Genomic DNA, 24,998 nt, shown 5'->3' with positions numbered 1-24,998 from the left:
CGTCACGCGCCACCATCCCTCCGGTGGCCTAGGCTCGGGGTGTGTACGAAGGCGCAGTGCAGGACCTCATCGACGAACTCGGCCGACTCCCGGGCGTCGGTCCCAAGAGCGCCCAGCGCATCGCCTTCCACCTGCTCCAGTCCGACGCCGTGGACGTGCAGCGCCTCACCGACGCGCTCACCCAGGTCAAGGTCAAGGTCCGCTTCTGCACGATCTGCTTCAACATCGCCGAGTCCGAGCTGTGCCGCATCTGTGCCGACAGCCGCCGCGACCTCAGCAGCATCTGCGTCGTCGAGGAGCCCAAGGACGTCGTCGCCATCGAGCGCACCCGGGAGTTCCGCGGGCGCTACCACGTGCTCGGCGGCGCGATCAGCCCCATCGACGGCATCGGACCGGACGACCTCACCTTCCGTGAGCTCATGGCCCGGCTCGCGAGCAGCGAGGTGACCGAGGTCATCATCGCGACCGACCCCAACCTCGAGGGCGAGGCGACCGCGAGCTACCTCGCCCGCTTCCTCAAGGGCATGAACATCCGCGTCACCCGGCTCGCGTCGGGCCTGCCCGTCGGCGGCGACCTCGAGTACGCCGACGAGGTCACGCTCGGCCGCGCGTTCGAGGGGAGGAGGCTGCTCGATGCCTGACCAGGAGACCGCCGACCGGCTCTCGGACCTGCGCGCGCTCGCGGACGACTCGGCCGACGAGTCGCGCACCTACCTCGCGACGGTCACCGACATCGCGTCCGGCGCCAACCCTTCCGCGGCCCTGCCGCTCAGCCTGCTGGCGCTCTCGCAGGTCCTCGTCATGGGAGCCCGGCTCGGTGCGATCGAGGACGTCGTCCCGGAGGACCGCTACGAGGTGGACCCCGGGCCGGACGTCGAGCTGGACCCGTTGCGCGAGAGCCTCACCAACCTCTTCGAGGGCCTCGACGACTACGCCGACGTCGTCGACCCCGTGACCGACCCCGAGCTCACGAGGGGCTCGCTCGCCAACGACCTCACCGTCGTCGCGTCGGCGCTTGCCCACGGCCTGCGCCACCATGAGGAGGGCCGGGTGCTCGAGGCGCTGTGGTGGTGGCAGTTCAGCTACCTCTCCGACTGGGGCGAGCGCGCGGCGAGCGCGCTGCGCGTCATCCAGGCGCTGCTGGCGCACATCCGGCTCGACGCCGACGCGGACGCCGTCGCCGAGGCCGAGTTCGACGCGCTCCACCCCTGACCCCTGAGGAGGGCGGGCGGCCGGTCAGGCGATGCGGGTGCCGCTCGGCAGCCGCCGCACCGGCGTCCGCACCCGGCGCTCGGCGACGAGGACCGAGCCCACGCCCAGGGCGACGAGGAAGCCGAGCCCCCACGGCCAGACGGCGTTCTCGTCCCGCCGCTCCCGGTCCGCCACGTCACGCTGCCGCTGCGTGTCCTCGGCCTCCGCCTCGGTGCGCGCGATGACGTCGCCGCACTCGTCGACCACCGCGTCGAGGTCGCCGGCGCCGTGGCGGGCGTCGCGGCTGCCGTCGCTGATCCAGCGCATCGGCGTGAAGCCGCCACCGAAGGTGCTGCTCTCGCTGGTCCGGGACGGCGCGGCGTCGGCGACGACGACGAACGGGTTGAGGGCGAGCAGGGGCCACAGCCGCTCGGTGTGCGCGACGGACTGCCGCCGGGTGAAGGTCGTGCAGTCGTCCTCGGTGGGCTCGGGGATGAACCCCTCGCTCGGCAGGCCCGGCTGGGGCTCGTCGAGCGGCGGCGTGACCTCCGAGTTCCAGTAGCTGTCCGGCACGCCGCGCACGGTCACCGTGACCTCCTCGGTCATGATCACCGCGGCGAGGAGGAAGGCGATGAGCGTCCCGACGACCAGCGTCGCGAGGCTGAGGTAGGTCAGGACGGCCGAGGCCACCGGTCGCGCCGTGAGGCTCGAGAACATCAGCCCCACCGCCGCGACGACCGCGAGCACGACCGTGAGGACGAGCAGCGAGAGCAGGATCCGCCCGAACCCGATGCCTCCAGCGGCCCAGGCCCACGCGAGGAAGGGCAGCGCGGTCGCGAGGAAGCACATCGCGACGAGCCAGGACGCGAGGAGCTTGCCGAGCACGAGCTCCCACGAGGTCACCAGCGTCGTCTGCATCGTCGCGAGGACGCCGTGCTCGCGGTCACCGTTGACGGTGGTCGCGGTGAGGCTCGGCACGATGAGCATCCCGAGCATGAGGACGAAGAACGTCGTCACGTCGTAGAGCGAGGGACCGGACGCGACGTCGGTGGTGCGCACCGCCCACCACGCGGCGAACGTCACGAGGCCGATGACGACGACCCAGGCCCCGAGCACGACCGGCCACCGCGAGGTCCGGACCCGCTGGACGAGCTCGAGCCGGGCGACCGTCCACAAGCGCTTCCGGCTCATCGTCGTTCCTCCGTCGCGGCGAGGTAGGCGGCTTCCATCGCCCCGTGCACGGGTGCGTATGCCGTGACCCGGGCGCCGCTCCCGGCGAGCCCGGCGAGCAGCTCGGCGGCCTCGTCGTCACCGGCGAGGTCGACGTCGACCGTCGTCCCGGCCGCCCGCCACGCCACTGCGGCCGCGTCGAGCGCCTCGACGAGCCGCGTCCGGTCCTGGGCGGTGATCCGCCACGTGCGCAGGGCGCGGGGCGCGCCGTCGACGGCCTGCGTCTCGATGGTGCGGCCGCCGGCGACGATGACGGCCCGGTCGGCCATCTCCTGGAGCTCGGTGAGGATGTGGCTGGAGACGAGCACCGTCGTCCCCGCGGCCGCGAGCGAGCGCAGCAGGTCCCGCAGCTCGATCCGGCTGCGCGGGTCGAGGCCGGACGCCGGCTCGTCGAGGATGAGCGTCGTGGGCCGGTGCAGGAGCGCCCGGGCCATCCCGAGCCGCTGCTTCTGTCCGCGCGAGAGGACCCGGGCACGCCGGTCCGCGAGGTCGCCGAGGTGGACCTGCGCCAGCACCTCCTCGGTGCGCGCCCTCGCCTGCGCCGCGGGGAGGTCGTATGCCGCGCCGATCGTGTGCAGCACCTCGCGCACCGTGAGCGCGTCCCAGGTCCCGAAGCCGTCGGGCATCCAGCCGATCCGGCGCCGGACCGCTCGCGGGTCGGTGACCGGGTCGATGCCGTCGATGGTGATCGTCCCCCCGTCCGGGACGAGCAGGGTGGCGAGCATGAGCATGAGCGTCGTCTTGCCGGCACCGTTGGGTCCGATGAGGGCCGTGACCTCACCTGGCCGGGCGAACAGGGAGATGTCGTCGACGGCGACGACGTCGCCGAAGGCCCGCCGCACCCCGCTGACGACGATGCCTGCCGCACCGGCGGCGGGTCCGCCCGCGGGTCCTTCGCCGGGGTGCACACCCGCGTCATCGGAGCTCATGACGTGAATGTAGGGCCCCGACCGGCATACGGGCGTGGGTTCGGGTGCGGGTCGCTCGTTAGACTCGGCGCCGTCCACCTGCTCGCGACCCACCGCATGGGAGTCCTCGTGCCGATCGTCGTCCAGAAGTACGGCGGCTCCTCGCTCGCCGATGCCGAGAGCATCAAGCGGGTGGCGCGCCGGATCGCCGAGACCCGCAAGGGCGGCAACGACGTCGTCGTCGCCGTGTCGGCGATGGGGGACACCACCGACGAGCTCCTCGACCTGGCCCAGGGCGTCAGCCCGCTCCCGCCGCCGCGTGAGCTCGACATGCTCCTCACCGCGGGTGAGCGGATCAGCATGGCGCTCGTCGCGATGGCCATCCACGACCTGGGGCTGACCGCGCGTTCGTTCACGGGCAGCCAGGCCGGCGTCATCACCGACGGCGTCCACGGGCGGGCCAAGATCATCGACGTCACCCCCGGCCGGATCACCGGCGCCCTCGACGACGGGCACGTCGTCATCGTCGCCGGGTTCCAGGGCGTGAGCCAGACGACCAAGGAGATCACCACCCTGGGTCGCGGCGGCACCGACACCACCGCCGTCGCCCTGGCCGCCGCGCTCGGCGCCGAGGTCTGCGAGATCTACACCGACGTCGACGGCGTCTTCACCGCCGACCCTCGCATCGTGCCGGCCGCCCGCAAGCTGTCCCGCATCTCCGCCGAGGAGATGCTCGAGCTCGCCGCGAGCGGCTCCAAGGTCCTGCACCTGCGCAGCGTCGAGTACGCGCGCCGCTACGACATCCCCATCCATGTCCGGTCCTCCTTCACGCCGAAGGAGGGCACGATCGTCTCGGACCACCCCGGTCCCGAAGGAGAAGCCGTGGAAGCCCCGATCATCGCCGGAGTCGCTCACGACCTCAGCGAGGCCAAGATCACCGTCGTCGGTGTGCCCGACCAGACGGGCAAGGCCGCGCAGATCTTCCATGCCGTCGCCGTCGCCGAGATCAACATCGACATGATCGTCCAGAACGTCTCCGCCACCGAGACCGGCCTGACCGACATCTCCTTCACCCTGCCCAAGACCGACGGGCAGCGCGGGATGCAGGCGCTGCAGGCGATCCAGGCGCAGGTCGGCTTCGCCGGGCTCCAGTACGACGACCAGATCGGCAAGCTCTCCCTCGTCGGCGCGGGCATGCGCTCGAACCCCGGCGTCTCCGCGACCTTCTTCCGGGCGCTCGCCGACGCCGGCGTCAACATCGAGATGATCTCGACGTCCGAGATCCGCATCTCCGTCGTCACCCGCAGCGAGCTGCTCGACGAGGCCGTCCGGGCGGTGCACACCGCCTTCGGTCTGGACTCGGAGGACGGCGAGGCCGTCGTCCACGCCGGCACGGGCCGCTGAGGGGCCGGGGCTGGCTCGGATGACCGTCTCCACGCTCGGACCCACCCTCGCCATCGTCGGGGCGACCGGTGCCGTCGGCACCGTCATGCGCGACGTCCTGCCCGTCAGCCGCCACCGCTGGGGGCAGGTGCGCCTCGCGGCCGGAGCCGAGGACGTCGGCTCCGTGTACCGGGTGGCCGACGAGGAGCTCACCATCGAGGCCCTGACCCCGGAGTTCTTCGACGGGGTCGACGTCGCCGTCGTCGACATCCCGCCGGAGATCTCGGCCGGCTGGGCCGGTGTCGCGGTCGAGCGCGGCGCCGTGGTCGTCGACAACAGCCCGACGTTCCGCCGGGACCCGCTCGTGCCGCTCGTCGTTCCGGAGATCAACCCGGAGGCGGTGAGCGACCGCCCCAAGGGCATCATCGCGAGCCCCGGGGCCACGGTCATGACGATGATCGACGTGCTCGCCGTCCTCCACGCGCAGTGGGAGCTCACCGAGCTCGTCGTCACGAGCTTCCAGGCGGCGTCCGGCATGGGCCGGGCGGGGATGGCCAGGCTGCACGACGAGATCGCGGTGGTCGGGGGCAAGCGCCACCTCGGCATGAGGCCCGGTGACGTGCGGCGCGCCATCGAGCACGAGCTCGGGCCGAGCCTCTTCGGTGGACCGCTCGCGCTCAACGTCCTGCCCTTCGCCGGAACCCACGTGGGTGACGGGTGGAGCTCCGAGGAGTCCAAGATCCGCCACGAGACGCGCAAGATCCTCGGTCTGCCCGACCTCAGGGTGTCCGCGACCTGCGTCCGCGTCCCCGTCGTCTCGACGCACTCGGTGTCCGTGCACGCCACGTTCGCCCGCTCGATCCCCGTGGACCGCGCCCGCCAGGCGCTCGTCGAGGCACCGGGGGTCGTCGTCATGGACGACCCCGAGCACGGCGACTTCCCGACTCCCGTCGACATCGTCGGTGCCGACCCGCGCTTCGTCGGACGGATGCGCCAGGCCATCGACTTCCCGCGCACGATCGACCTCTTCGTGTGCGGCGACAACCTGCGCAAGGGCGCCGCGCTCAACATGCTCCAGACCGCCGAGCTCGTCGCCGACACCCTGTGACCGGCCCCCGACGACCCGTGCGGTCTCGGTTCGATGACGGAATGCGCGTGTTGCGCGTGTGGCTTGTGTGACTCGTGGTGCAATTCGGCTCAGAGCCACCGTCGTCGACCTGGGTGAGGAGGAACGGTGTTCGGACGCATGCAGGGGTCGGAGCGACCCGAGGGTGGGGTCGACGACCTCATGGAGGGCCACGTCGTGAGCGAGGATCGGACCCGCCGCCGGGCCCTGCCCGTGCGCGCCGCGGTCGCCGCCCGCGACCTCGGCCGTCGAGGGCTCGGCCTGACCCGCGACACCGTGCACCAGGAGTTCCTCGTCCGGGCGCGGAACCAGGAGGAGCTCAGCGACGACCAGCTGTGGCGCCGCTACCAGTTCCGCCACCTCGCCGCCTTCGTCACCATCCCGGCCGTGCTGCTGGGCACCGCCAGCATCGCGACGGCATACGGCACGGGTCTCATGTCGAACACGTCGACGGCGGCCGCCTGCGAGCCCGTCGTCGTGCTTGCCCCCGCCCCGGCCTCCTTCAGGATCCGGGTCATGAACACCTCCGGCCAGAACGGCGCCGCGCACGTCGTCGCCCGTGACCTGACCCGTCGCGGCTTCACGGTCACCGACGCCTCGACCGCGCCGCGCACGCTCTACGTCAAGGCCCCGGTCCGGATCTACCACGGCACCGCGGGTCTCGACCACGCCCTCCTCGCCGCGCAGACCGTCGCCGGCGCCGAGCTCGAGAACGACGGGCGTTCCGGGACCTCCATCTCGTTCGTCCTCGGCGCGGACTTCACGAAGATGCTTCCGGCCCCGCCGCCGAAGCCCCCGTCGCTCAAGGAGTTCAGCGTCAACGTCTACAACACGACGTGGCGCTCGGGCCTGGCGAAGACGACGCTCACCGAGCTGACGAAGCGCGGCTTCACCCCCGGCAAGCAGGGCAACGACCCCGACGGATCGTTCCTGCCCGGCGAGGTGGCCGTGATCCGCCACGGCCCCGACGCCGACCTTGCCGCCGCGCTCGTCGCCAAGCACATCCCCGGCGCCACGCTGAGCGAGGTCCCGAGGGACAACCTCACCGTCGACGTCGTCCTCGGCAACAAGTTCGAGCAGGTCACGCCGCTCGCCGAGATGCCGCGACCCGCACCCGTCCGCAAGGACCCGCCACCCACCGTGTCGCGTCCCTGCGAGTGACCTCGGGCGCCGTGGGGCGTCCGGAGGCGTCCGAGGGGCGGGCAGCCGATGACCGTGGCCGCGGCCACACTGACAGACTGGCTGCTGCCCGTTCCCCTCGCTCGAGGAGCTGTCGTCCATGCCCGTCCAGACCGTTGCCCTGCTCACCGCCGGCGGCCTCGCTCCGTGCCTCTCGTCCGCCGTCGGCGGGCTCATCGAGCGCTACACCGAGATCGCGCCCGACGCCCGGATCATCGCCTACCAGAACGGGTATGCCGGCCTGCTCACCGGCCGCTCGGTCGAGGTGACCCCCGAGGTGCGGGAGGGCGCGGCCCTGCTGCACCGGTTCGGCGGCTCGCCGATCGGCAACAGCCGGGTGAAGCTCACCAACGTCGCCGACTGCGTCAGGCGCGGGCTCGTCAGGGAGGGCCAGGACCCGCTGCACGTCGCGGCCGAGCAGCTCACCGCGGACGGTGTCGACGTCCTGCACACCATCGGCGGGGACGACACGAACACCACGGCGGCCGACCTCGCGGCATACCTCGCCGAGAACGACTACCCGCTGACGGTCGTCGGCCTGCCCAAGACGATCGACAACGACGTCGTGCCGATCAAGCAGTCCCTCGGCGCGTGGACCGCGGCGGAGCAGGCGGCGATCTTCGCGCGCAACGTGCTCGCCGAGCACTCCTCGAACCCGCGGATGCTCGTCATCCACGAGGTCATGGGACGCCACTGCGGCTGGCTCACGGCCGAGACCGCGCGGCGCCACCACGCCTGGGTGGCCGGGCAGGAGTGGCTGCCGGGCATCGGGCTCGACGCGCGCCGCTGGGACGTCCACGCCGTCTTCGTGCCCGAGGCGCCGATCGACCTGGCGGGGGAGAGTGCCCGGCTCAAGGCCGTCATGGACGAGATCGGCTGCGTCAACATCTTCCTGTCCGAGGGCGCCGGCGTCGGTGAGGTCGTCGCCGAGCTCGAGGCAGCCGGTCTCGACGTCCCGGTCGACCCGTTCGGCCACGTGCAGCTCGACAAGGTCAACCCGGGGGCGTGGTTCGGCAAGCAGTTCGCCGAACGCCTCGGTGCCGAGAAGGTCATGGTGCAGAAGTCGGGCTACTTCTCCCGCTCGGCCGCGGCCGGGCCCGAGGACCTCGAGCTCATCCGGCGCTGCACCGACCACGCCGTCGACGCGGCCCTGCGCGGCGAGTCCGGGGTGGTGGGCGAGGACGAGGAGCGCGGCGACGAGCTGCGGACCATCGAGTTCCCCCGCATCGCCGGTGGCAAGAAGTTCGACGTCTCGGTGCCCTGGTTCGGCGAGCTCCGCGCCTCCATCGGCCAGGCCTGACCCGCCCCACCCGCCCCCCACCCCGGGTGCTTGCGTCTGCGTGGATGGTCAGAAACCTCACCAGCCACGCAGACGCAAGCACGTGGGGCGGGGGGATGTATCTGCGCGGGGTCTGGCGCCTCCTCTACGGTGACCACGTCACGAAGGGAGACCGTCATGTCCGAGACGACCGGCGCGGCAGGGGCGCCGTCCGCACCCGCCGCCCAGACGATCACGAGCCCGAGCGTGCGCGCCAGCGCCGCCGTGCGCACCTACCGCTACCTGCGCCTCAGCCTCGTCGGGCTGGTGCTGCTGCTCCTCCTCGCGGTGTGGCTCGAGCGGCTCACCGGTGAGGCGGCGAACCGGCGGCTCGGCTCGATCAGCGCCTACTACTACACGCCCGCGCGCAGCGTCTTCGTCGGGGCGCTCGTCGCCATCGGCATCAGCCTCGTTGCGATCGTCGGGCGCCGCGGCTTCGAGGACACCGCCCTCAACATCGCCGGGATGCTGGCGCCGGTCGTCGCCTTCGTCCCCACCCCTCGCGGTCCGGGCGGTGCGCCGTGCGACCCCGACGGACGCTGCTCGGTCCCGCCGGAGTTCGTCCCCGCGGTCGTCAACAACATCAAGAGCCTCATCGCGCTCGGCGTCGCCGGGGTCGCGCTCGGCGCCTACGTCGTGCTCAGGCGCCGCGAGTCGTCCCGTGCCACGAAGATCGGACTGGCGCTCGCCGCAGGCCTGTTCGTCGCGTTCGTCGCCTGGTTCGGGCTCGCGCGCGACTCGTTCCTCGACGTCGCCCACTTCGGCGCGGCGGTTCCGCTGTTCGCCCTCGTCACCGGCGTGGCCTACGTCAACGCCCGCAAGGCGCGAACCCGCCGGGACGACGTGGCGAACGCGACGGGGGCGAAGACCTACACCGCGGTCTACGGCGCCGTCGCCGGCGTCATGGCCGTGACCTTCGCGGTCGCCATCGTCCTCGCCGTCATGGACCAGCTCGGCTGGGGCGGCACGCCGGACGAGTGGGTGCTGTGGGTCGAGGTCGTCCTGCTGCTGTCGTTCGCGACGTTCTGGGTGACCCAGACCTTCGACTTCTGGGCCGACGGCCTGCCCGAGGACGCTTCTGTCACCCCGGCCCCGGCCGGCCCACCACAGACTCCGGCCGGGGGCGCAGGCGTGACGCCTGCGCCCCGGCCGTGAACCGAGAGCCACCCTCGCCGGGGCGACTCAGGCGGACTGCCGGGTCATGCCCTCCGAGGACTCCCACAGCGCCTCGGCGAGGGTGTCGTCGTGGGCCTCCGGGGAGGATCGACTGACCTGCTGCTTCTCGTAGTAGGCGCCGGGTTCCCAGTCGGTTCCGGGGGTCGACCGGGCCAGCCAGACGAGCTGGGACGCGCCCTTGTCGGGCGAGGTCATGACCAGCCTGTTGAGGACGGGCGTGTGGTAGAGCAGCCGCATGAGGTGGGTGGTCTCGCTGGCGAAGTTCGTCGCGACGACGCCCGGGTGGAAGGCGACGGCCGAGATGCCATCCGCGCCGTGGCGGCGGTGCAGCTCGCGGGTGAAGAGGATGTTCGCGAGCTTGCCGTTGCCGTACGCCTTCTGTGGCGAGTAGGCCCTCTCGTTCTGCAGGTCGTCGATGTCGAAGCGGCTGAAGTGCCTCGCCGCGGCACTGGCGGTCTGGATGACCGTCGCCCGGCTGGCCCTCAGCGTCGGCATGAGCAGCTCGGTGAGGAGGAAGCCCGCGAGGTGGTTCACCTGGAACGTCTTCTCGAACCCGTCGCGCGTGGTGGCCCGCCCGCCCATGATCCCTCCGGCGTTGTTGGCCAGCACGTCGATGCGCGGGTACGCCTGCTGCAGCTCGTCGGCGAGCCGTCGCACCTGGGCGAGGTCGGCGTAGTCGGCGACGTGGAACGGCACCCCGAGGTCCCCGGCCACCGCGGCGGTCTTCTCGGGCGACCTGCCGACGATGACCACCTGGTGCCCGGCAGCGCTGAGGGTGCGAGCGGCAGCTGCGCCGATGCCGTCGCTGGCGCCGGTGATGACGATCGTGCGCGAGGGGGTGTCGGGGTTCACGGTGCTCCTGGTGACGGGTGACGGGTGACGGGTGACGGGTGACGGGTGACGGGGACGGCCCCGCCACGATGTCACGTCCAGAGGTGGACGGCCGCCGCGACGCCGGCGACGACGACGAGGCCCCGCAGCACGGACTCGGGGAGGCGGCGACCGAGGTGCGAGCCTGCGTAGCCGCCGACGACCGACCCGGCCGCGAGCGCGAGCACCGCCGACCAGTCGACGGGGGCGATGGCGACGAAGACGAGCGTCGCGACGAGGTTGGCCACCATGACGGCGAAGGTCTTGAGCGCGTTGAGGATCCGGAACTCCAGCGACGTGCCGAGGCCGAGGACGGCGAGCATCATCACGCCGGACCCGGCCCCGAAGTACCCGCCGTAGACGCCGGTGACGGTCGCCATGACCCGCGTGAGCGGCGGGACGGCCGCCGGGTCGTCGGCACCGTCGGCACGGTCGGCACCGTCGGCAAGGTCGGCGCGCAGCTGGCGTGAGCGGGCCCACTCCTTGAGCCGGGGCTGGATGCCGACGAGGAGGCAGGTGCCGAGGATGAGCCACGGGACGACCACCTCGAAGACCGCGCTGGGAAGGCCGAGGAGCAGCGCTGACCCCACCACCGCACCGAGCGCCGACGTCACGAGGACGACGCGGGTCACCGACGGGTGCTCGCGCAGCTCGCGACGGTAGCCGAACGACCCGCTCACCCCGGCCGGCGCCATGCCGATCGTGTTCGAGGTGTTCGCGACGACCGGGGGCAGGCCCACCGCGAGAAGCACCGGGAAGCTCACGAGGGAGGCGACGCCGACGGTGGAGGTGAGGACGCCGGCCACGAACCCCGCCGCGAGGACGAGGAGGCCCTGCGAGGGATCCACGCGGTCAGGCGACCAGGACGGCGCGGACCGCTCCCGGCACCTCGTCGGGCCGGCCGCGCCGGACGGCCTCGGCCAGGCCGCGCACGTGCGACGGGTGCACTCGCGGCTCACCGAGCTGGCGCGCCCGCTCGGCGAGCGCGGCGTCGACCCGGGCGAGGAGCGACTCGGTGTCGGTGAGCCGCAGGACACACTCCCACACCTCGTCGAGCTCCCGGTGGCTGCCGTCGTCGGCCAAGAGGGCCGAGCGGAGCGCCCCGTCCGGGTGGAGGGCTGCCTCGATCGCGAGCTCGGTCATCGTCGCGAGCCGGGTCGCGAGCAGCTCGTGCAGCGGGACGTCGTCGAGCGGGGGGAGGCTCACACGGGCCTGCGGGTCGCGCACGACCGCGCCGTCCCCGTGGCGGACCTCGAGCCGGCCCCGGACCTCGAGCGCGACGAGGGCGCGGCTCAGGGTCGCCCGGCTCACGCCGAGGTCCTTCGCGAGGCGCCGCTCAGGAGGCAGACGATCACCGGGTGCGAGACCCTGAGCCTCGATGAAGTCGGCGATGTGGTCGGCCAGCTGCTCGTAGAGACGCGGACGCAACAGCTTCCGTGGGCCGCCGGCGCCCGTGCCGCCGTCTCCACTGCCGTCGCTCGGCCCCATCGGGGCCGCGCTGCTCACCGCGGGTCCGACCGGCACGTGTCTCGGGTCATGGACCCCAATCTATTGACAAGATGGCCTGTTGGCCAAGAGGCTAGGCCACTGAACCACCGGGGCGCCCGGCCTCGATGAGCAAAGGAGCTCACATGAACGACGTCATCGCCCTCGGGGTCCTCGTCCTCGTCTTCCTCGTCGCCACGGTGCGGTCGATCAACATGGGCGCCCTCGCGCTCGTCGCCGCGGCCGTCGTGGGCGTCACCGTCTTCGACGTCGGCCCCGCCGAGGTCGTCGGCGGATTCCCGGCCACCCTCTTCGTCATCCTCGTCGGGGTCACCTACCTCTTCGCCCTCGCCAAGAACAACGGCACGGTCGACTGGATGGTCCATGCGAGCGTGCGGGCCGTCCGCGGCCGCGTGGCGCTCGTGCCCTGGGCGATGTTCGGCATCTGTGCCGTCATCGCCGGCATCGGCGCCGCCACCCCCGCGACGGTCGCGATCGTCGCTCCCGTGGGCATGGGCTTCGCCGCCCGCTACCGGATCAGCCCGGTCCTCATGGGCATGGCCATCACGCTCGGCGCGACCGGTGGCTCGTTCTCGCCGATCGGGATCTTCGGTGCCATCACCAACGGGGTCGTCGACGACAACGACCTTCCCGGAAACCCGGGCCTGCTCTTCGCGCTCTCGGTCCTCTCGTGCTTCGTCATCACCGCGCTCGCCTTCGTCCTCTTCGGCGGTCGTGAGCTGGTCAGCCGTGGGCGCGACGCCGAGGCCGACAGCGAGATCAACGAGACCGCCATGGCCGCCAGCCGCACCGCCACCCGGTCCGCCGTGACGGGGACCGGCGAGGCGGCCGTCGACCGGGCGCGCGCCGGTGGCATCGAGCCCGAGCCGGTCGAGGACGACGACACCCGGCTCAACACCGAGCGCATCCTCACGCTCGTCGGCCTCACGTTCCTCGCGGTCTCGGCCCTGCTGCTCAAGTTCGACGTCGGCTTCACCGCCCTCGGCGTCGCAGTCGTCCTCACCCTCATCTACCCGGACTCGGCCAAGGGCGCCGTCGACAAGATCGCCTGGGGCACCGTTCTCCTCGTCGGTGGGATCGTCACCTACGTCACCCTCCTGCAGGACCAGGGCACCGTCGACTGGCTGGGCGAGCAGGTCGCCGGTGTCGGCGCGCCGCTTCTCGCGGCGCTGCTCATCTGCCTCATCGGGGCGGTCGTCTCGGCCTTCGCGTCGACGACGGGCATCCTCGGTGCGCTCATCCCGCTCGCGGTGCCGTTCCTCCTCACCGGGCAGATCGGTGCGGTCGGTGTCGTCATCGCCCTTGCCATCTCCTCCTCGGTCGTCGACATCAGCCCGTTCTCGACAAACGGCGCCCTCTGCGTCGCCAACGCCGAGCCCAAGGAGCGCGACCTCGTGTTCCGCCAACTGATGCGATGGGGCATGAGCCTGGTGGTCGTGGCGCCGCTCGTGACCTGGGGCCTGCTCGTCGCCCCGGGCTGGCTGTGAGCGGCGGGCCGCTCAGCGGCACCCTCGTCGTCGACCTCAGCCGCGCGCTCGCCGGACCCCACGCCGGGATGATGCTCGGGGACCTCGGTGCCCGCGTCATCAAGGTCGAGTCACCCGGCCACGGCGACGACACCCGGGGATGGGGACCGCCGTTCGTCGACCGCGACAAACGGCCGGCCACCCCCGCCGACGGCGTGTCGACCTACTTCCTGTCGTGCAACCGCAACAAGGAGTCGATCGCCCTCGACCTCAAGTCCGACGAGGGTCGCGAGGTGCTCACCGCCCTCGTCGAGCGCGCGGACGTCCTCGTCGAGAACTTCCGCACCGGGGTCCTCGACCGGCTCGGGTTCTCGGCGGAGCGCCTTCTCGAGCTCAACCCGCGGCTCGTCGTGCTCAGCATCACCGGCTTCGGCCACGACGGCCCCGAGGGGGGCCGCGCCGGCTACGACCAGATCGCGCAGGGCGAGGCCGGGCTCATGTCGGTCACCGGCTCCGGTCCCGACGACCCCCAGCGGGTCGGCGTCCCCATCGCCGACCTCCTCGCGGGGATGTGGGGAGGCTACGGCGTCCTCGCCGCGCTGCTCGAGCGGGAGCGCACGGGTCGCGGTCAGGTCGTGCGGACCTCGCTGCTCGCGGGTGTCGTCGGCATCCACGCGTTCCAGGGCACCCGCCAGACCGTCGCCGGCGAGACCGGGCGGGCGCAGGGCAACCACCACCCGTCGATCTCCCCGTACGGCCTGTTCCGGTGCCGCGACGGCGCCGTCCAGATCGCCGTCGGCAGCGAGGGGCTGTGGCGCCGCTTCTGCGACGCCTTCGACCTCGACGCGCAGAGGCCGGGCATGGCGACCAACCCCGAGCGGGCCGGCAACCGCGAGGCGGTGATCAAGCTCGTGGAGCGGGCGTTCGCGCCGTTCGACAGCGTCGACCTCCTCGAGAAGCTCTCTGCCGCAGGCATTCCTGCCGGCAAGGTCCGCACCCTCGACGAGGTCTACGCGTGGGACCAGGTGCGCTCGCAGGGGCTGCTCGTCGAGGTCGACCACGCCTCGCTCGGACCGGTCACCCTGCCCGGCCCACCCCTGCGCTTCTTCGACGGGGCCGGCGCGGAGACGACGATGACGTCACACTCCGCCCCGCCGCTCCTCGACGCCGACCGTGAGTCCGTCCTCGCGTGGCTGGACCGGTCGTGACGCGCCGCCTGTCCGCCCACGACCTCCTCGCCCTCGTCCTCGACACCGGTTCCTACCAGTCGTGGGACGAGGCGCCGGTCGACGTCGAACCCGATGCGGAGTATGCCGCGGCGCTCGCGGGTGCCCGCGCCAAGTCGGGGCTCGACGAGGCCATCGTCACCGGTGAGGGGCTGCTGCGCGGACGCCGGGTCGCCGTCGTCACCGGCGAGTTCTCGTTCCTCGCGGGCAGCATCGGTGTCGCCACGGCCGACCGCCTCACAGCTGCCGTCCGCCGGGCCACGGCGCAGGGGCTGCCGCTCCTCGCGGCGCCGGTCAGCGGCGGGACCCGGATGCAGGAGGGCACGGTCGCCTTCCTCCAGATGGTGCGGATCACGTCGGCCGTCACCGCTCACAAGGCCGCAGGACTGCCCTACCTCGTCTACCTCCGCAACCCCACCACCGGCGGCGTGCTCGCGTCCTGGGGGTCGCTCGGCCACGTCACCGTCGCGGAGCCCGGCGCCCTCATCGGCTTCCTCGGACCGCGCGTCTACGAGGCGTTGTACGGCAAGCCCTTCCCGGAGGGGGTCCAGCTCGCCGAGAACCTCTTCGCCCACGGCATCGTCGACGCGGTGCTCGAGCCCGAACGGGTCGCCGACGTCCTCGACCGTGCCCTCACCGTGCTCTCCGCGTCGCGGACCCCGGCCGTCCCGCCGCTCCCGGCCGGCCTCGACGACCTCGTCCGGGACGTCCCGGCGTGGGAGTCGGTGACGACCTCACGGCGCAAGGAACGGCCCGGCATACGCCGCCTGCTTCGGTACGCCGCACGGAACGTGGTGCCGCTCAACGGAACCGGGGCGGGGGAGTCCGACCCCGGCCTGCTGCTCGCGCTCGCCCGCTTCGGCGAGGTGCCGTGCGTCGTCCTCGGGCAGGACCGTCGTGGCCAGACCGCCCACCGGCCGATGGGGCCCGCCGCGCTGCGTGAGGCGCGGCGGGGGATGCGCCTGGCGCGCGAGCTGCGGCTGCCGCTCGTCACGGTCATCGACACCCCCGGCGCGGCCCTGTCGCGCGAGGCCGAGGAGGGAGGCATGGCCGGCGAGATCGCCCGGTGCCTCGCCGAGCTCGTCGACCTCGAGGCGCCGACCCTGTCAGTGCTGCTCGGCCAAGGGACCGGTGGGGGAGCGCTGGCCCTCGTGCCCGCCGACCGCACCGTGGCCGCCCAGCACGGCTGGCTCTCCCCGCTGCCACCCGAGGGCGCGTCCGCGATCGTCCACCGCGACACCGACCACGCGGCGGAGATGGCGCAGGCCCAAGGAGTCCGGTCGCTCGACCTGCTCGCCCACGGCCTCGTCGACCGCATCGTCCCCGAGCTCCCGGACGCCGCCGTCGAGGCCGAGGCGTTCTGCCTGCGCCTCGGCGCGGTCCTCCAGCACGAGCTCGCGACCCTGCTGGCGACCGAGCCCTCGGCTCGCCACGAGGCGCGGCTCGAGCGCTTCGCCCGCCTCGGACGGCTCCCGGTGTCGGCGACGACCTGAGCGGACGAGAAAGCCCCCGACCCGCATCTCTGCTGGTCAGGGGCTTTCCACTGCTGGTCGGGGTGACAGGATTTGAACCTGCGACCTCTTCGTCCCGAACGAAGCGCGCTACCAAGCTGCGCCACACCCCGGCAGTTCGCGGCACCTTCCGGCACAGCGACACCCGAGGATAACCGACGCCTGCCCCCCTCCTGAAATCCGATCACCACCGGGCATGCTGTGCCTATGGGGTCCAGCAGGGGGGTCGGCCGAGCCGCGCTGCGCGCGGCGGCAGGAGCGGTGGCAGGAGCGGTCTCGTTCGGGGCCGTCGCGTCGCTCTCCGGGTGCAGCCAGCCCACGCCCGACGAGGCCGCCGTCAGCGCGGCGGTGTCGCGCCTTCCCGGCGTGCGTGCGGTCGACGCGTCGTTCACCGCGCGCAGCCTCGGCAACTCGGGGGACCAGCGCCTCCAGGTGACGCTGGCCCCCGGCACCGCGCCGAGCCGGGTCGAGGACCTCGTCGACGACATCCGTCGCGAGGTGGACGAGGTCGACCACGGCACCGAGTACGACGACTTCGTCCTCGTCGACGAGAGTGAGCGCCGGGACGAGGACGATCCCGTCACGTCGTCGTTCGGCTACGGTCGCGCAGCGGTGACGAAGGGCCTCGCCGAGCGCTGGGCGACGGCGGTCTCGAGGACGCCACCGGGCGGCATACGGCTGCAGTCCTGGCCGGTCGCGCGGCCGGTGAGCGCATCGATCTCGTCGCACCAGCCGGTCTCCGCCTCCCTCACCTGGGTGCTCGCCAGCGGTCTGGGCGACCTGTCCTGGGGCCTCGTCGAGTACCAGACGAGCACCAGCCCCTATGCCCGCTTCGCCCCCGACGGACCGCTGACGCCGGCGATGGTCCGGGACTGGGTGGCGATCGAGGAGACGTATGCCGGTGAGGAGGGCGGCGCCGTCGTCTCCCGGGTGGTCGTCGTCGAGGACCACGACGGTGTGCGCAAGGTGCGCGTGTCCGTCGCGGTCCCCGGCGTGGTCGGCGCGCTGGCTCCCGCCGCGGACGGCGCTCTCGTGTGGCCGACGGTCGACGCGACCTACCGGACGCGGCCGCCGGGGCACGGGTTCGAGCTCCAGCTCCACAGGGACGACCACCCGCAGGGCGAGCTCGTCGATGCCGGCAGGGGCGACGCGGGCTGGGAGGCCGCCCACCGGCAGCGCTTCCCGGCTGCGGTCAGCGCCCCACCAAGGTGAGCAGTGTGGCCTCCGGGCGACAGGCGAACCGGGCGGGCGCGTAGGGCGAGGTCCCGAGCCCGGCCGAGACGTGAAGGTATGCCGCGCCCTCGGGCGCCGCTGACGACGGCGCCGAGCCGGCCCCGGGCCACCAGCGCGAGAGCCCCTTCGCGCGGCGGCGGTCGAGGTCGCAGTTGGTGACGATCGCGCCGAACGCCGGGAGCGCGAGCTGCCCCCCATGGGTGTGCCCGGCGAGGACGAGGCCGGCGCCGTCGGCCGCCATCGCGTCGAGGACGCGCTGGTAGGGCGCGTGCACGAGACCCATCGTCAGCGCCACGTCGGTGGCAGCGGGGCGGGACACGGCGGCATACCGGTCCCGCTCGATGTGCGGGTCGTCCACGCCGACGAGCTCGACGCGGTGCTGGCCCATCGTCACCGTGGCGCGCGCGTTGTCGAGGTCGAACCAGCCGCCCGCGCGCATCCCGCCGACGAGCTCGTCGACGGGCAGGTCCCCGCGCGGCCCCTTGGGGGGACGGGCGTGCCGGCGGGTGAGGTAGAGGGCCGGGTTCTTCGGGACCGGGGCGAAGCGGTCGTTGGACCCGAGGACGAAGGCGCCGGGGAAGTCCATGAGCGGTTCCATGGCCCGCAGCAGCGCCGGCACGGCGTCGACGTGCGAGAGGTTGTCGCCCGAGTTGACGACGAAGTCCGGCGCCAGGCCCGCCAGTCGCCGCACCCACTGGATCTTGCGCTCCTGGCCCGGGAGGAGGTGGAGGTCGCTCACCTGCAGGACGCGCACCGGCGCCGATCCCGGGGGCAGGACGGGGACGGTCGCGGCGCGCAGGGCGAACCAGTTGCGCTCGACCAGCCCGGCGTACGCGACGCCCGTGCCGACCACTGCGGCGAGGGAGCGGAGCACGGTCCCGGTCGTCGACGTCATCGGCCCAGTATCCCGGTTGACGCTGGGTGCGAGACTGGGGCCATGACCGACTCGACCCTCAAGTCCACTCTCCGGAGTGACCTCCACGACGCCATCCGCAGCCAGGACAAGGTCCGCTCGGGCACGCTGCGGATGACGCTGACCGCGATCACCAATGCCGAGGTCGCGGGCACCGAGGCCAAGGAGCTGACCGACGACGAGGTCCTCAAGGTCATCGCCAAGGAGGCGAAGAAGCGCAAGGAGGCGTCGGCGGCGTATGTCGGGGCGGGCCGGGCCGAGCTCGCCGCCACCGAGGACGCCGAGCTTGCGGTGCTCGAGGCCTACCTCCCCCAGCAGCTGGGCGACGACGACCTGGAGCGCATCGTCCGCGCGGCCGTCGCGTCGACCGGGGCGGAGGGGATGGCGCAGATGGGTCAGGTGATGAAGGCGTCCCAGGGCGAGATCGCCGGGCGCGCCGACGGTGGACGCGTCGCCGCGATCGTCAGGAAGGTCCTCGCCGGCTGACCGCCCCGGTCAGGGGCGCTTGGGCGGCTTGACCGGTTTCGTCGGCTTGACCTTGGGCGTCGGAGCCGGAGCCGGAGCGACCGGCGTCGTCGCCTGCGGGGTGGGCTGGGTGAACGTCTGGCGCGGTTGCGTCCGGGCCGGCGCGGTCGGGGTGCTCTCGTAGCCCCGGGAGATGAGCAGCGTCACGGTTCCGCCCTTGGGGGCACGTGCACCCGGGCTGGTCCGGGCGACCCGGCCCTCTTCGATCTGGCTGTCGACCGAGGCGCCGACCCTCGCCGTGAAGCCCAGGGCCTCGAGCTTGGCCCGAGCGGTGCCCACGCTGTTGCCGACCACGTCCGGCAGGAGGACGTAGTTGCCGTTGCGGACCGCCGCCGACGGGGCCGTGAACTGCTGGACGGGCAACCCGGTGGTCGCGGCCTTCATGATCTCTCCCCAGACCGGGCCGGCGATGGTCCCACCGAAGACGCTCCGCTTGCAGCCGTAGGTGCCGAAGCACTTGCCGTTGAGGGTGGTGAGGTCGCCCCGCTTGTTCTTGGCCACGATGACGTTGCCGACCCAGACCGACGCGGCGCGCTGCGGGGTGTAGCCGACGAACCAGGACTGGTTGTGGTTGTTGGTCGTGCCCGTCTTGCCGGCCGCGGGCCGGCTCTCGTCCCACGCGCCCTCAGCGGTGCCGCGGGGGTCCCGCAGCGGCCCCTGGAGAAGGGCGTTGACGCCGTCGGCGATGTCGGCGCGGACGACCTGCTTGCACGACGTCGGCGGGACCGTGACGGGCTTGCCGCCGGCGGAGGTGATCGAGGCGATGGGGGTCGGCTCGCAGTACTTGCCCCGCGCGGCGAGGGTGGCGTAGGACGCGGCGATGGTCATCGGCGTCATCGTGCCGGCGCCGAGGGTGATCGAGGCGACCGAGTCGTAGATCGGCTTGCCGTCGCCCTGGTGGACGCCCATCCGACCCATGGTTTCGTGGACCTTCTTGCACCCGACGTCGATGACGAGCTGACCGAACGCGGTGTTGATCGACTCCGCGGTCGCCCGGGCCAGCGACATCTCCCCACCGCTGCGGTAGTCGTTCTCGACGGACCAGTCCTTGTCGGAGTTGCAGCGGCCCTTCATCTCGGCGCGGGTGAACGAGTGCGGGTCCTCGGGGGAGGCCGAGGGCGCGTTGATCGTCCCGTCGAGCGGCATCCCCGACTCGAGGGCAGCGACGAGGGCGTAGGTCTTGGCCGTCGACCCGAACTGGTAGCCGTACTGGCTGCCGCCGTAGCGCTGGTCCACGTTGAGGTTGAGCTGGCTCTTGGCGAAGTCGGTGGACTGGGCCATCGCGAGGATCTTGCCGGTGCCGGGCTCGATGACCGTCGACGCGGCGCCGAGGTTGCTCCGGTTGCCGATCGGCACGGCCTTGGTCAGCTCGCGCAGCGTCGCCTTCTGGAGCGTGGGGTTCAGGGTCGTCGTGATCGTCAGGCCGCCCTGGTTGATGTTCTTGAGCCGCTCGGCCGGGGTCTTGCCCAGCACGGCCATCTGCGGCGACTTCTGGAGGTACTCCATCATGTAGGCGCAGAAGAACGGCTCGGCCGAGCGCTGGCAGACGCCCTTGGGTGGCTTGCGGTTGCCGAGCATCTTCGCGACCGGAATCTTCTTCGCGGCGGCCACGTCCTTCGCGGTGGCCATGCCGAGGACCTGCATGCGGTCGAGGACGGCGTTGCGTCGGGTCTGCGACTGCTTGGGGTTCTGCACCGGGTTGTAGGTCGTCGGCTGCTGGACGATGCCGGCGAGCAGCGCGGACTGGACCAGGGTGAGCTTGCCGGCGCTGATGCCGAAGTAGTTCTGCGCTGCGGCCTCGACGCCGTAGGCCTGGTCGCCGTAGTAGACGAGGTTGAGGTAGCCGGTGAGGATCTGCTCCTTCGTGTAGTTGCGCTCGACGTCGAGGGCGTACTTGAGCTCCTGCAGCTTGCGGGTGTAGGTCTTGGCGACGGCGGCCTTGGCGGCGTCCTTGTCGTCGCGGCGAAGAGCGTTCTCCTGCAGCGTGATCTTGACGTACTGCTGGGTGAGGGTCGAGGCGCCCTGCACGTCGCCACTCTGGAAGTTCGACACCATCGCCCGGGTGAAGCCGCGCACGTCGAGCCCGCCGTGCTCGTAGAAGCGCGAGTCCTCGATGGCGATCTGTGCCTTCTGCATCCACGGGGAGATGTTCTTCAGCGGGACGATGATGCGGTTCTCGTCGTAGGGGTTGGCGATGAGCTTGCCGCTGGCGTCGAGGATGCGGGACTGCTGCGCGAGGGGCGACACCGAGAACTCGCTGGGGAGGTCGTTGAACGCCTTGACACCGCTCTTCGTGGCGGTGCCACCGGCCCCGATCGCGGGAATGGCGAGGCCGGCCATGAGCAGGCCCATGAGGACGCTCAGGACGACGAGCCCGGTCAGCAGACGGAGCACGTGGGCGAGGTTGTGGACACGGCCAGGCATGCCAGCAGGGTAACGCCCGAAGATGTGGCCCCGGCCGAGGCGCACCCGGGTGCCGGTCTGCCGTCCGCCCTTGCCATGGCCAGGCAGTAACTAGTACTTTATAGCCATGTAACTAGTCCCATTTTCGTCATGGTGACGCGTTCAGCCACTGCCTAGTTTTCCCTTAGCGCCATTCGGGAGGGAATGGCCTCAGCCAAGGGACACAACGCATGACGATCGTGACAGCATCATCCAGCTCCACCGCCGCATTTAGCACGTCCGACTGGTCCACCCGGGGAACCTGCGTGGGCACCGACCCCGACGCGCTGTTCGTCCAGGGCAAGGAGCAGCGCGCGGCCAAGGTCGTCTGCCGGGGATGCCCGGTCGCCCTCGACTGCCTCTCCGACGCCCTCGACAACCGCACCGAGTTCGGTGTCTGGGGCGGCATGACCGAGCGGGAGCGCCGGGCGCTGCTGCGCCGCCACCCCGAGGTCCGCTCGTGGCGGGGAGTGCTCAGCAAGTCCATGGGTCGCCCGCAGGCCTGACCGCCTCGATCCGGTCCCGTCCCGCTTTCGGACGGACCGGGTCGGCGTGTGCCGGGTTCGGCGTGTGCCGGTTCAGCCGGCGAGCAGCCGGCCCACCTCGCGCAGGCCGTCGAGGTCGTGGACGTCGGTGGCCGCGGCGGCCACCGAGGCCATCGGCACGTCGGGGTGGTTCGCGGCGAACCTCGACACGACGCCGTGCTGGCGCGCGGCCGTCGACGCGAGGTCCGCGTGCAGCCCCAACAGCCCGGCCGCGAGGGTCTCGCCCTCACCGGCTTCGAGCAGCTGCTCCACGCCGTCCTCGGCGCGTGACGCCGAGAGGGCGCTGGCCCCGAGCGCCTGGAGACGGTTGACGACGACCCCGGCGAGCGGCATACGTTCCGCGCCGAGCCGGTCGACGAAGAAGGCGGCCTCGCGGAGCGCGTCGCGGTCGGGGGAGGCGACGACGACGAAGGCCGTCGTGTCCTCCTTGAGCAGGGCATAGGTGACGTCGGCCCGCTCGCGGAAGCCGCCGAACATCGTGTCCAGCGCCGCGACGAACGTCTGGACGTCCATGAGGAGCTGGCCGCCGAGGACGCGGCTCACGGTGCGTTGGGCCAGGTCGACGCCGACGCTGAAGACCTTGAGGTAGGCGCGGCCGCCGGCCTTGGCCGGGGCCATGAGCAGGCGCACGAAGCGCCCGTCGAGGAAGGAGCCGAGCCGCTTGGGGGCGTCGAGGAAGTCGAGGGCGGACCGGGACGGCGGGGTGTCGACGACGATGAGGTCCCACCTGCCGTCGGCGTCGGCCTGGGAGCGCAGCTGGCCGAGCTTCTCCATCGCCATGTACTCCTGCGTGCCCGCGAACGAGCTGGAGACCGCCTGGTAGAAGGGGTTGGCGAGGATCTGCTCGGCCTTGTCGGGCGTCGCGTGCGTCTCGACGACCTCGTCGAAGGTCCGCTTCATGTCGAGCATCATCGCGTCGAGCGAGCCACCGGCCGCGAGGTCGACCCCGGCGACCGGGCGGGGGGTGTTGTCGAGCTCGGTGAGCCCGAGGGCCTGCGCGAGGCGGCGGGCCGGGTCGATCGTCAGGACGACGACCTTGCGCCCGGCCTCGGCGGCGCGGATCCCCAGGGCGGCTGCGGTGGTCGTCTTGCCGACCCCGCCGGAGCCGCAGCACACGATGATGCCGACGCCCAGGTCGGCGAGGAGGGTGTCGACCTCGAGGCGGGGGTGCTCGGTGTCCTTGCGGGCCGCCATCAGCGCACTCCCTGTTCGAGCAGCTCGTCCGCGAGGACGGCGATGCCGCCGTCCTCGACGCCGTCGGTGAGGGCCGCGAGCTCGATGACCGGCCGCCCGGCGGCTGCGATCTCCGCGGCCATGTCGTCCTGGAGGGTGAGGCGCAGGGCGTGGTCGCGACCCTCGCTCACCAGGCCCTTGACCATGGGGCCGGTGGGGCGCAGCCCCGCGCTCGTCAGCTCTGCGCGCAGCGTCTCGTCGAGGTCGTCGTCGCTGCCGGCGAGCGCGGTGAGGTGCGCGGGGGAGAGGTGGGGCTCGCGGATCTGGTTGACGATGATCGCGCCGAGGTGGAGCCCGGCGGCGGCGAGGTCGCGCAGCCCGTCGAGGCTCTCCTGGACCGGCATCTCCTCGAGCAGCGTGACCATGTGCACGAGGGTCCGCGCGTCGCGGAGCATGCCGGTGATCGAGTCGGCCTGCGAGCGGATCGGCCCGACCTTGGCGACGTCGGCCAGCCCGGCGTTGACGTTGAGGAAGCGCACGGCGCGCCCGGTCGGTGGCGCGTCGAGCACGAGCGCGTCGTAGTGCAGTCCGCGCTGCTTGGAGCCGCGGCCGCCCCGGGGGCGACCGGCGGCCTCGTAGACCTTGCCGGTGAGGAGGACGTCGCGCACGCCGGGTGCGATGGTCGTGGCGAAGTCGATGGCACCGACCTTCTCCAGGGCCGAGCCGGCGCGGCCGAGCTTGTAGAAGAGCTGGAGGTACTCCAGGAGGGCGGCCTTGGCGTCGATCGACAGGCCCCACAGCTCGCCGCCGCTGTGGTGCGCGACGAGCCGCACCTCCTCGACGCCCAGAGGCGCGACGTCGAACGTCTGGGACAGGCCCTGGCGGCCCTCGACCTCGATGAGGAGAACGCGCTTCCCGGTGCTGGCCAGCGCGAGGGCGAGCGACGCGGCGACCGTGGTCTTGCCGACTCCCCCCTTGCCGGTGACGACGTGGAGTCGGGCCGCCGCGAGGTCGGCGAGGGCGTCAGTGGGCACGCACCCAGAGTAGGAGGACGGTCGACCCTTCGGTCCCGGGGGGTCGTCAGCATGTGTTGACGCCCTCGCTTCCGTCAGCATATGCTGACACCATGACCCGTCCAGGCCACCTCGTCGACCAGCTCGACAGCGACGACCCGTCCACCGGGCTTCGGGCCGTGGCTGCGCTCCGGCGCCTCCTCGAGCAGCTCGAGGTCCTCCACGTCGACCGCGCCCGCCAGCAGGGGTGGTCGTGGCAGGACATCGCCGCAGCCCTCGGGGTCACCAAGCAGACCGTCCACCGCAAGCACTCGCGAAGGTGAGAAGAGATGTTCGAGAGGTTCAGCCAAGGCGCTCGCCGGGTCGTGGTCGACGCACAACGACTGGCGCGTTCGGAGCAGGCGGCGGAGGTCACGGCGACGCACCTGCTCCGGGCGGTCGTCGCTGGTGACGATGCCGCGGCCGACGTCTTCGTCCAGCGAGGGCTCGACGCGGGCGCCCTCGCCGGCGAGCGCCCGCTGGGCCCTCGGGACGCGGAGGCGCTGCAGAGCATCGGGGTGGACCTCGGGTCCATCCGCGAGGCGGTCGAGTCGACGTTCGGCTCGGGTTCGCTCGAGAGTGGAGCCGCCCGCACCAGAGGGCTGTTCCGGCGCCGGAACGCGGGACACGTGGGGTTCTCACGGGGCGCCAGGACGACTCTCGAGCTGTCCCTGCGCGAGTGCCTCCGACTTCAGGACTCCGGCATCGAGACCACCCATGTCGCGCTGGGCCTGCTCCGGGTTGCCGACCGCGACCTCACCGCCACGCTGACCCGCCACCGCGTCGACGTCGCCGAGCTGCGCAGCGCTCTCGAACGCTCACGGCGGCGAACTGCCTGACAGGTGGGCAGCACTAGGGTGGTCGGCATGCAGAAGTGGGAGTACGCAACGGTGCCGCTCATGATCCACGCGACCAAGCAGATCCTCGACCAGTGGGGCGAGGACGGCTGGGAGCTCGTCCAGGTCCTCACGGGTCCGGACGGCAACGGTCTCGTGGCCTATTTCAAGCGCCCGAGGGGAGCCTGA

At 72.1% G+C, this 24,998-nt stretch carries 25 protein-coding genes and 1 tRNA gene; 16 read left to right on the top strand and 10 right to left on the bottom strand.

The annotated features are described in order from the left end of the window. The first annotated feature begins 41 nt into the window (after positions 1–41). Both recR and AC3EU2_RS05320 read left to right on the top strand, forming a co-directional pair. On the top strand, positions 42–641 hold the full coding sequence (gene recR, locus AC3EU2_RS05325) for a recombination mediator RecR (RefSeq protein WP_488178679.1): 600 nt from the start codon (positions 42–44) through the stop codon (positions 639–641). Continuing rightward, entirely contained in the window at positions 634–1,212 is a 579-nt protein-coding gene (locus tag AC3EU2_RS05320) for a DUF5063 domain-containing protein (protein ID WP_488178678.1), read from the top strand. The genes recR and AC3EU2_RS05320 overlap by 8 nt, the downstream gene beginning before the upstream one ends. Positions 1,213–1,236: 24 nt before the next feature. Here AC3EU2_RS05320 and AC3EU2_RS05315 read toward each other — a convergent pair whose 3' ends face one another. Together AC3EU2_RS05315 and AC3EU2_RS05310 are read right to left on the bottom strand one after the other, a co-directional pair. Then, positions 1,237–2,382, bottom strand: a complete 1,146-nt coding sequence (locus AC3EU2_RS05315; RefSeq protein ID WP_488178677.1) for an ABC transporter permease — start codon at positions 2,380–2,382, stop codon at positions 1,237–1,239. Continuing rightward, positions 2,379–3,350, bottom strand: coding sequence for an ABC transporter ATP-binding protein (locus AC3EU2_RS05310; protein WP_488178676.1), 972 nt, complete (start codon positions 3,348–3,350; stop codon positions 2,379–2,381). Before AC3EU2_RS05310 ends, AC3EU2_RS05315 begins: the two co-directional genes overlap by 4 nt. A 108-nt stretch (positions 3,351–3,458) precedes the next feature. On the opposite strand from AC3EU2_RS05310, the gene AC3EU2_RS05305 reads away from it, so the two are divergent. From AC3EU2_RS05305 to AC3EU2_RS05285, 5 genes are all read left to right on the top strand, one after another. Continuing rightward, the gene (locus AC3EU2_RS05305) at positions 3,459–4,733 is read left to right on the top strand and encodes an aspartate kinase (RefSeq protein WP_488178675.1); all 1,275 of its coding nucleotides are present in this window, start codon (positions 3,459–3,461) and stop codon (positions 4,731–4,733) included. Positions 4,734–4,752: 19 nt separating this feature from the next. Next, a complete protein-coding gene (locus AC3EU2_RS05300) occupies positions 4,753–5,820 on the top strand; it encodes an aspartate-semialdehyde dehydrogenase (RefSeq protein WP_488178674.1) in 1,068 nt (355 codons plus the stop codon). A 126-nt stretch (positions 5,821–5,946) separates the two neighbouring features. Further along, a complete protein-coding gene (locus tag AC3EU2_RS05295) occupies positions 5,947–6,999 on the top strand; it encodes a LytR C-terminal domain-containing protein (RefSeq protein ID WP_488178673.1) in 1,053 nt (350 codons plus the stop codon). 118 nt (positions 7,000–7,117) lie between these two features. Further along, positions 7,118–8,317: a pyrophosphate--fructose-6-phosphate 1-phosphotransferase gene (locus tag AC3EU2_RS05290; protein WP_488178672.1), complete on the top strand. Its 1,200-nt coding sequence runs from the start codon at positions 7,118–7,120 to the stop codon at positions 8,315–8,317. A gap of 156 nt (positions 8,318–8,473) precedes the next feature. After that, positions 8,474–9,490: a hypothetical protein gene (locus AC3EU2_RS05285; RefSeq protein ID WP_488178671.1), complete on the top strand. Its 1,017-nt coding sequence runs from the start codon at positions 8,474–8,476 to the stop codon at positions 9,488–9,490. Between the two features lie 27 nt (positions 9,491–9,517). On the opposite strand, the gene AC3EU2_RS05280 is transcribed toward AC3EU2_RS05285, so the two are convergent. The 3 genes from AC3EU2_RS05280 to AC3EU2_RS05270 all read right to left on the bottom strand — a co-directional run bounded on the left by AC3EU2_RS05280 (position 9,518) and on the right by AC3EU2_RS05270 (position 11,905). Then, positions 9,518–10,363 carry an SDR family NAD(P)-dependent oxidoreductase gene (locus AC3EU2_RS05280; RefSeq protein ID WP_488178670.1) on the bottom strand — a complete coding sequence of 282 codons (846 nt, stop codon included), beginning with the start codon at positions 10,361–10,363 and terminating at the stop codon, positions 9,518–9,520. 71 nt (positions 10,364–10,434) lie between these two features. Further along, complete coding sequence (locus AC3EU2_RS05275) at positions 10,435–11,229, bottom strand: sulfite exporter TauE/SafE family protein (RefSeq protein WP_488178669.1); 795 nt, start codon at positions 11,227–11,229, stop codon at positions 10,435–10,437. A 4-nt stretch (positions 11,230–11,233) separates the two neighbouring features. Continuing rightward, a complete protein-coding gene (locus AC3EU2_RS05270) occupies positions 11,234–11,905 on the bottom strand; it encodes a FadR/GntR family transcriptional regulator (RefSeq protein WP_488178668.1) in 672 nt (223 codons plus the stop codon). Between the two features lie 107 nt (positions 11,906–12,012). On the opposite strand from AC3EU2_RS05270, the gene AC3EU2_RS05265 reads away from it, so the two are divergent. From AC3EU2_RS05265 to AC3EU2_RS05255, 3 genes are read left to right on the top strand one after another with little or no spacing between them, the layout of a single operon-like run. Further along, complete coding sequence (locus AC3EU2_RS05265) at positions 12,013–13,374, top strand: SLC13 family permease (protein WP_488178667.1); 1,362 nt, start codon at positions 12,013–12,015, stop codon at positions 13,372–13,374. Then, positions 13,365–14,561: a CaiB/BaiF CoA transferase family protein gene (locus tag AC3EU2_RS05260; protein ID WP_488179443.1), complete on the top strand. Its 1,197-nt coding sequence runs from the start codon at positions 13,365–13,367 to the stop codon at positions 14,559–14,561. Before AC3EU2_RS05265 ends, AC3EU2_RS05260 begins: the two co-directional genes overlap by 10 nt. Next, complete coding sequence (locus tag AC3EU2_RS05255; protein WP_488178666.1) at positions 14,558–16,072, top strand: carboxyl transferase domain-containing protein; 1,515 nt, start codon at positions 14,558–14,560, stop codon at positions 16,070–16,072. The genes AC3EU2_RS05260 and AC3EU2_RS05255 overlap by 4 nt, the downstream gene beginning before the upstream one ends. A 54-nt stretch (positions 16,073–16,126) precedes the next feature. On the opposite strand, the gene AC3EU2_RS05250 is transcribed toward AC3EU2_RS05255, so the two are convergent. Then, positions 16,127–16,203: transfer RNA gene (locus AC3EU2_RS05250), tRNA-Pro, on the bottom strand. A gap of 94 nt (positions 16,204–16,297) precedes the next feature. On the opposite strand from AC3EU2_RS05250, the gene AC3EU2_RS05245 reads away from it, so the two are divergent. Then, a complete protein-coding gene (locus AC3EU2_RS05245; protein ID WP_488178665.1) occupies positions 16,298–17,302 on the top strand; it encodes a hypothetical protein in 1,005 nt (334 codons plus the stop codon). On the opposite strand, the gene AC3EU2_RS05240 is transcribed toward AC3EU2_RS05245, so the two are convergent. After that, a complete protein-coding gene (locus AC3EU2_RS05240; protein WP_488178664.1) occupies positions 17,283–18,218 on the bottom strand; it encodes a metallophosphoesterase in 936 nt (311 codons plus the stop codon). The genes AC3EU2_RS05245 and AC3EU2_RS05240 overlap by 20 nt on opposite strands. Positions 18,219–18,260: 42 nt before the next feature. Between AC3EU2_RS05240 and AC3EU2_RS05235 the strand changes: the two genes are divergently transcribed. Then, positions 18,261–18,722: a GatB/YqeY domain-containing protein gene (locus tag AC3EU2_RS05235; RefSeq protein WP_488178663.1), complete on the top strand. Its 462-nt coding sequence runs from the start codon at positions 18,261–18,263 to the stop codon at positions 18,720–18,722. 9 nt (positions 18,723–18,731) lie between these two features. Here the strand turns inward: AC3EU2_RS05235 and AC3EU2_RS05230 are convergent, their stop codons facing one another. Beyond that, positions 18,732–21,185 (bottom strand): transglycosylase domain-containing protein, encoded by a 2,454-nt coding sequence (locus tag AC3EU2_RS05230; RefSeq protein WP_488178662.1) that lies wholly within the window; start codon positions 21,183–21,185, stop codon positions 18,732–18,734. A 209-nt stretch (positions 21,186–21,394) separates the two neighbouring features. Between AC3EU2_RS05230 and AC3EU2_RS05225 the strand changes: the two genes are divergently transcribed. After that, positions 21,395–21,709, top strand: a complete 315-nt coding sequence (locus AC3EU2_RS05225) for a WhiB family transcriptional regulator (protein ID WP_488178661.1) — start codon at positions 21,395–21,397, stop codon at positions 21,707–21,709. Positions 21,710–21,781: 72 nt separating this feature from the next. Here AC3EU2_RS05225 and bagB read toward each other — a convergent pair whose 3' ends face one another. Together bagB and bagA are read right to left on the bottom strand one after the other, a co-directional pair. Continuing rightward, positions 21,782–22,942, bottom strand: coding sequence for an ATPase BagB (gene bagB, locus AC3EU2_RS05220; RefSeq protein ID WP_488178660.1), 1,161 nt, complete (start codon positions 22,940–22,942; stop codon positions 21,782–21,784). After that, positions 22,942–23,955, bottom strand: a complete 1,014-nt coding sequence (gene bagA, locus AC3EU2_RS05215) for an ATPase BagA (RefSeq protein ID WP_488178659.1) — start codon at positions 23,953–23,955, stop codon at positions 22,942–22,944. The genes bagB and bagA overlap by 1 nt, the downstream gene beginning before the upstream one ends. A gap of 92 nt (positions 23,956–24,047) precedes the next feature. On the opposite strand from bagA, the gene AC3EU2_RS05210 reads away from it, so the two are divergent. From AC3EU2_RS05210 to sp36, 3 genes are read left to right on the top strand one after another with little or no spacing between them, the layout of a single operon-like run. Beyond that, a complete protein-coding gene (locus AC3EU2_RS05210; RefSeq protein ID WP_488178658.1) occupies positions 24,048–24,257 on the top strand; it encodes a helix-turn-helix domain-containing protein in 210 nt (69 codons plus the stop codon). 6 nt (positions 24,258–24,263) lie between these two features. Beyond that, a complete protein-coding gene (locus AC3EU2_RS05205; protein ID WP_488178657.1) occupies positions 24,264–24,812 on the top strand; it encodes a hypothetical protein in 549 nt (182 codons plus the stop codon). A 27-nt stretch (positions 24,813–24,839) separates the two neighbouring features. Then, positions 24,840–24,998, top strand: a complete 159-nt coding sequence (gene sp36, locus AC3EU2_RS05200) for a Sp36 family protein (RefSeq protein WP_156996655.1) — start codon at positions 24,840–24,842, stop codon at positions 24,996–24,998.

This window comes from Knoellia sp. B-D-2, from assembly GCF_057714695.1.
Note: the sequence above shows the minus strand (reverse complement) of the source record. Positions and strands in the feature narration are given on the sequence as shown.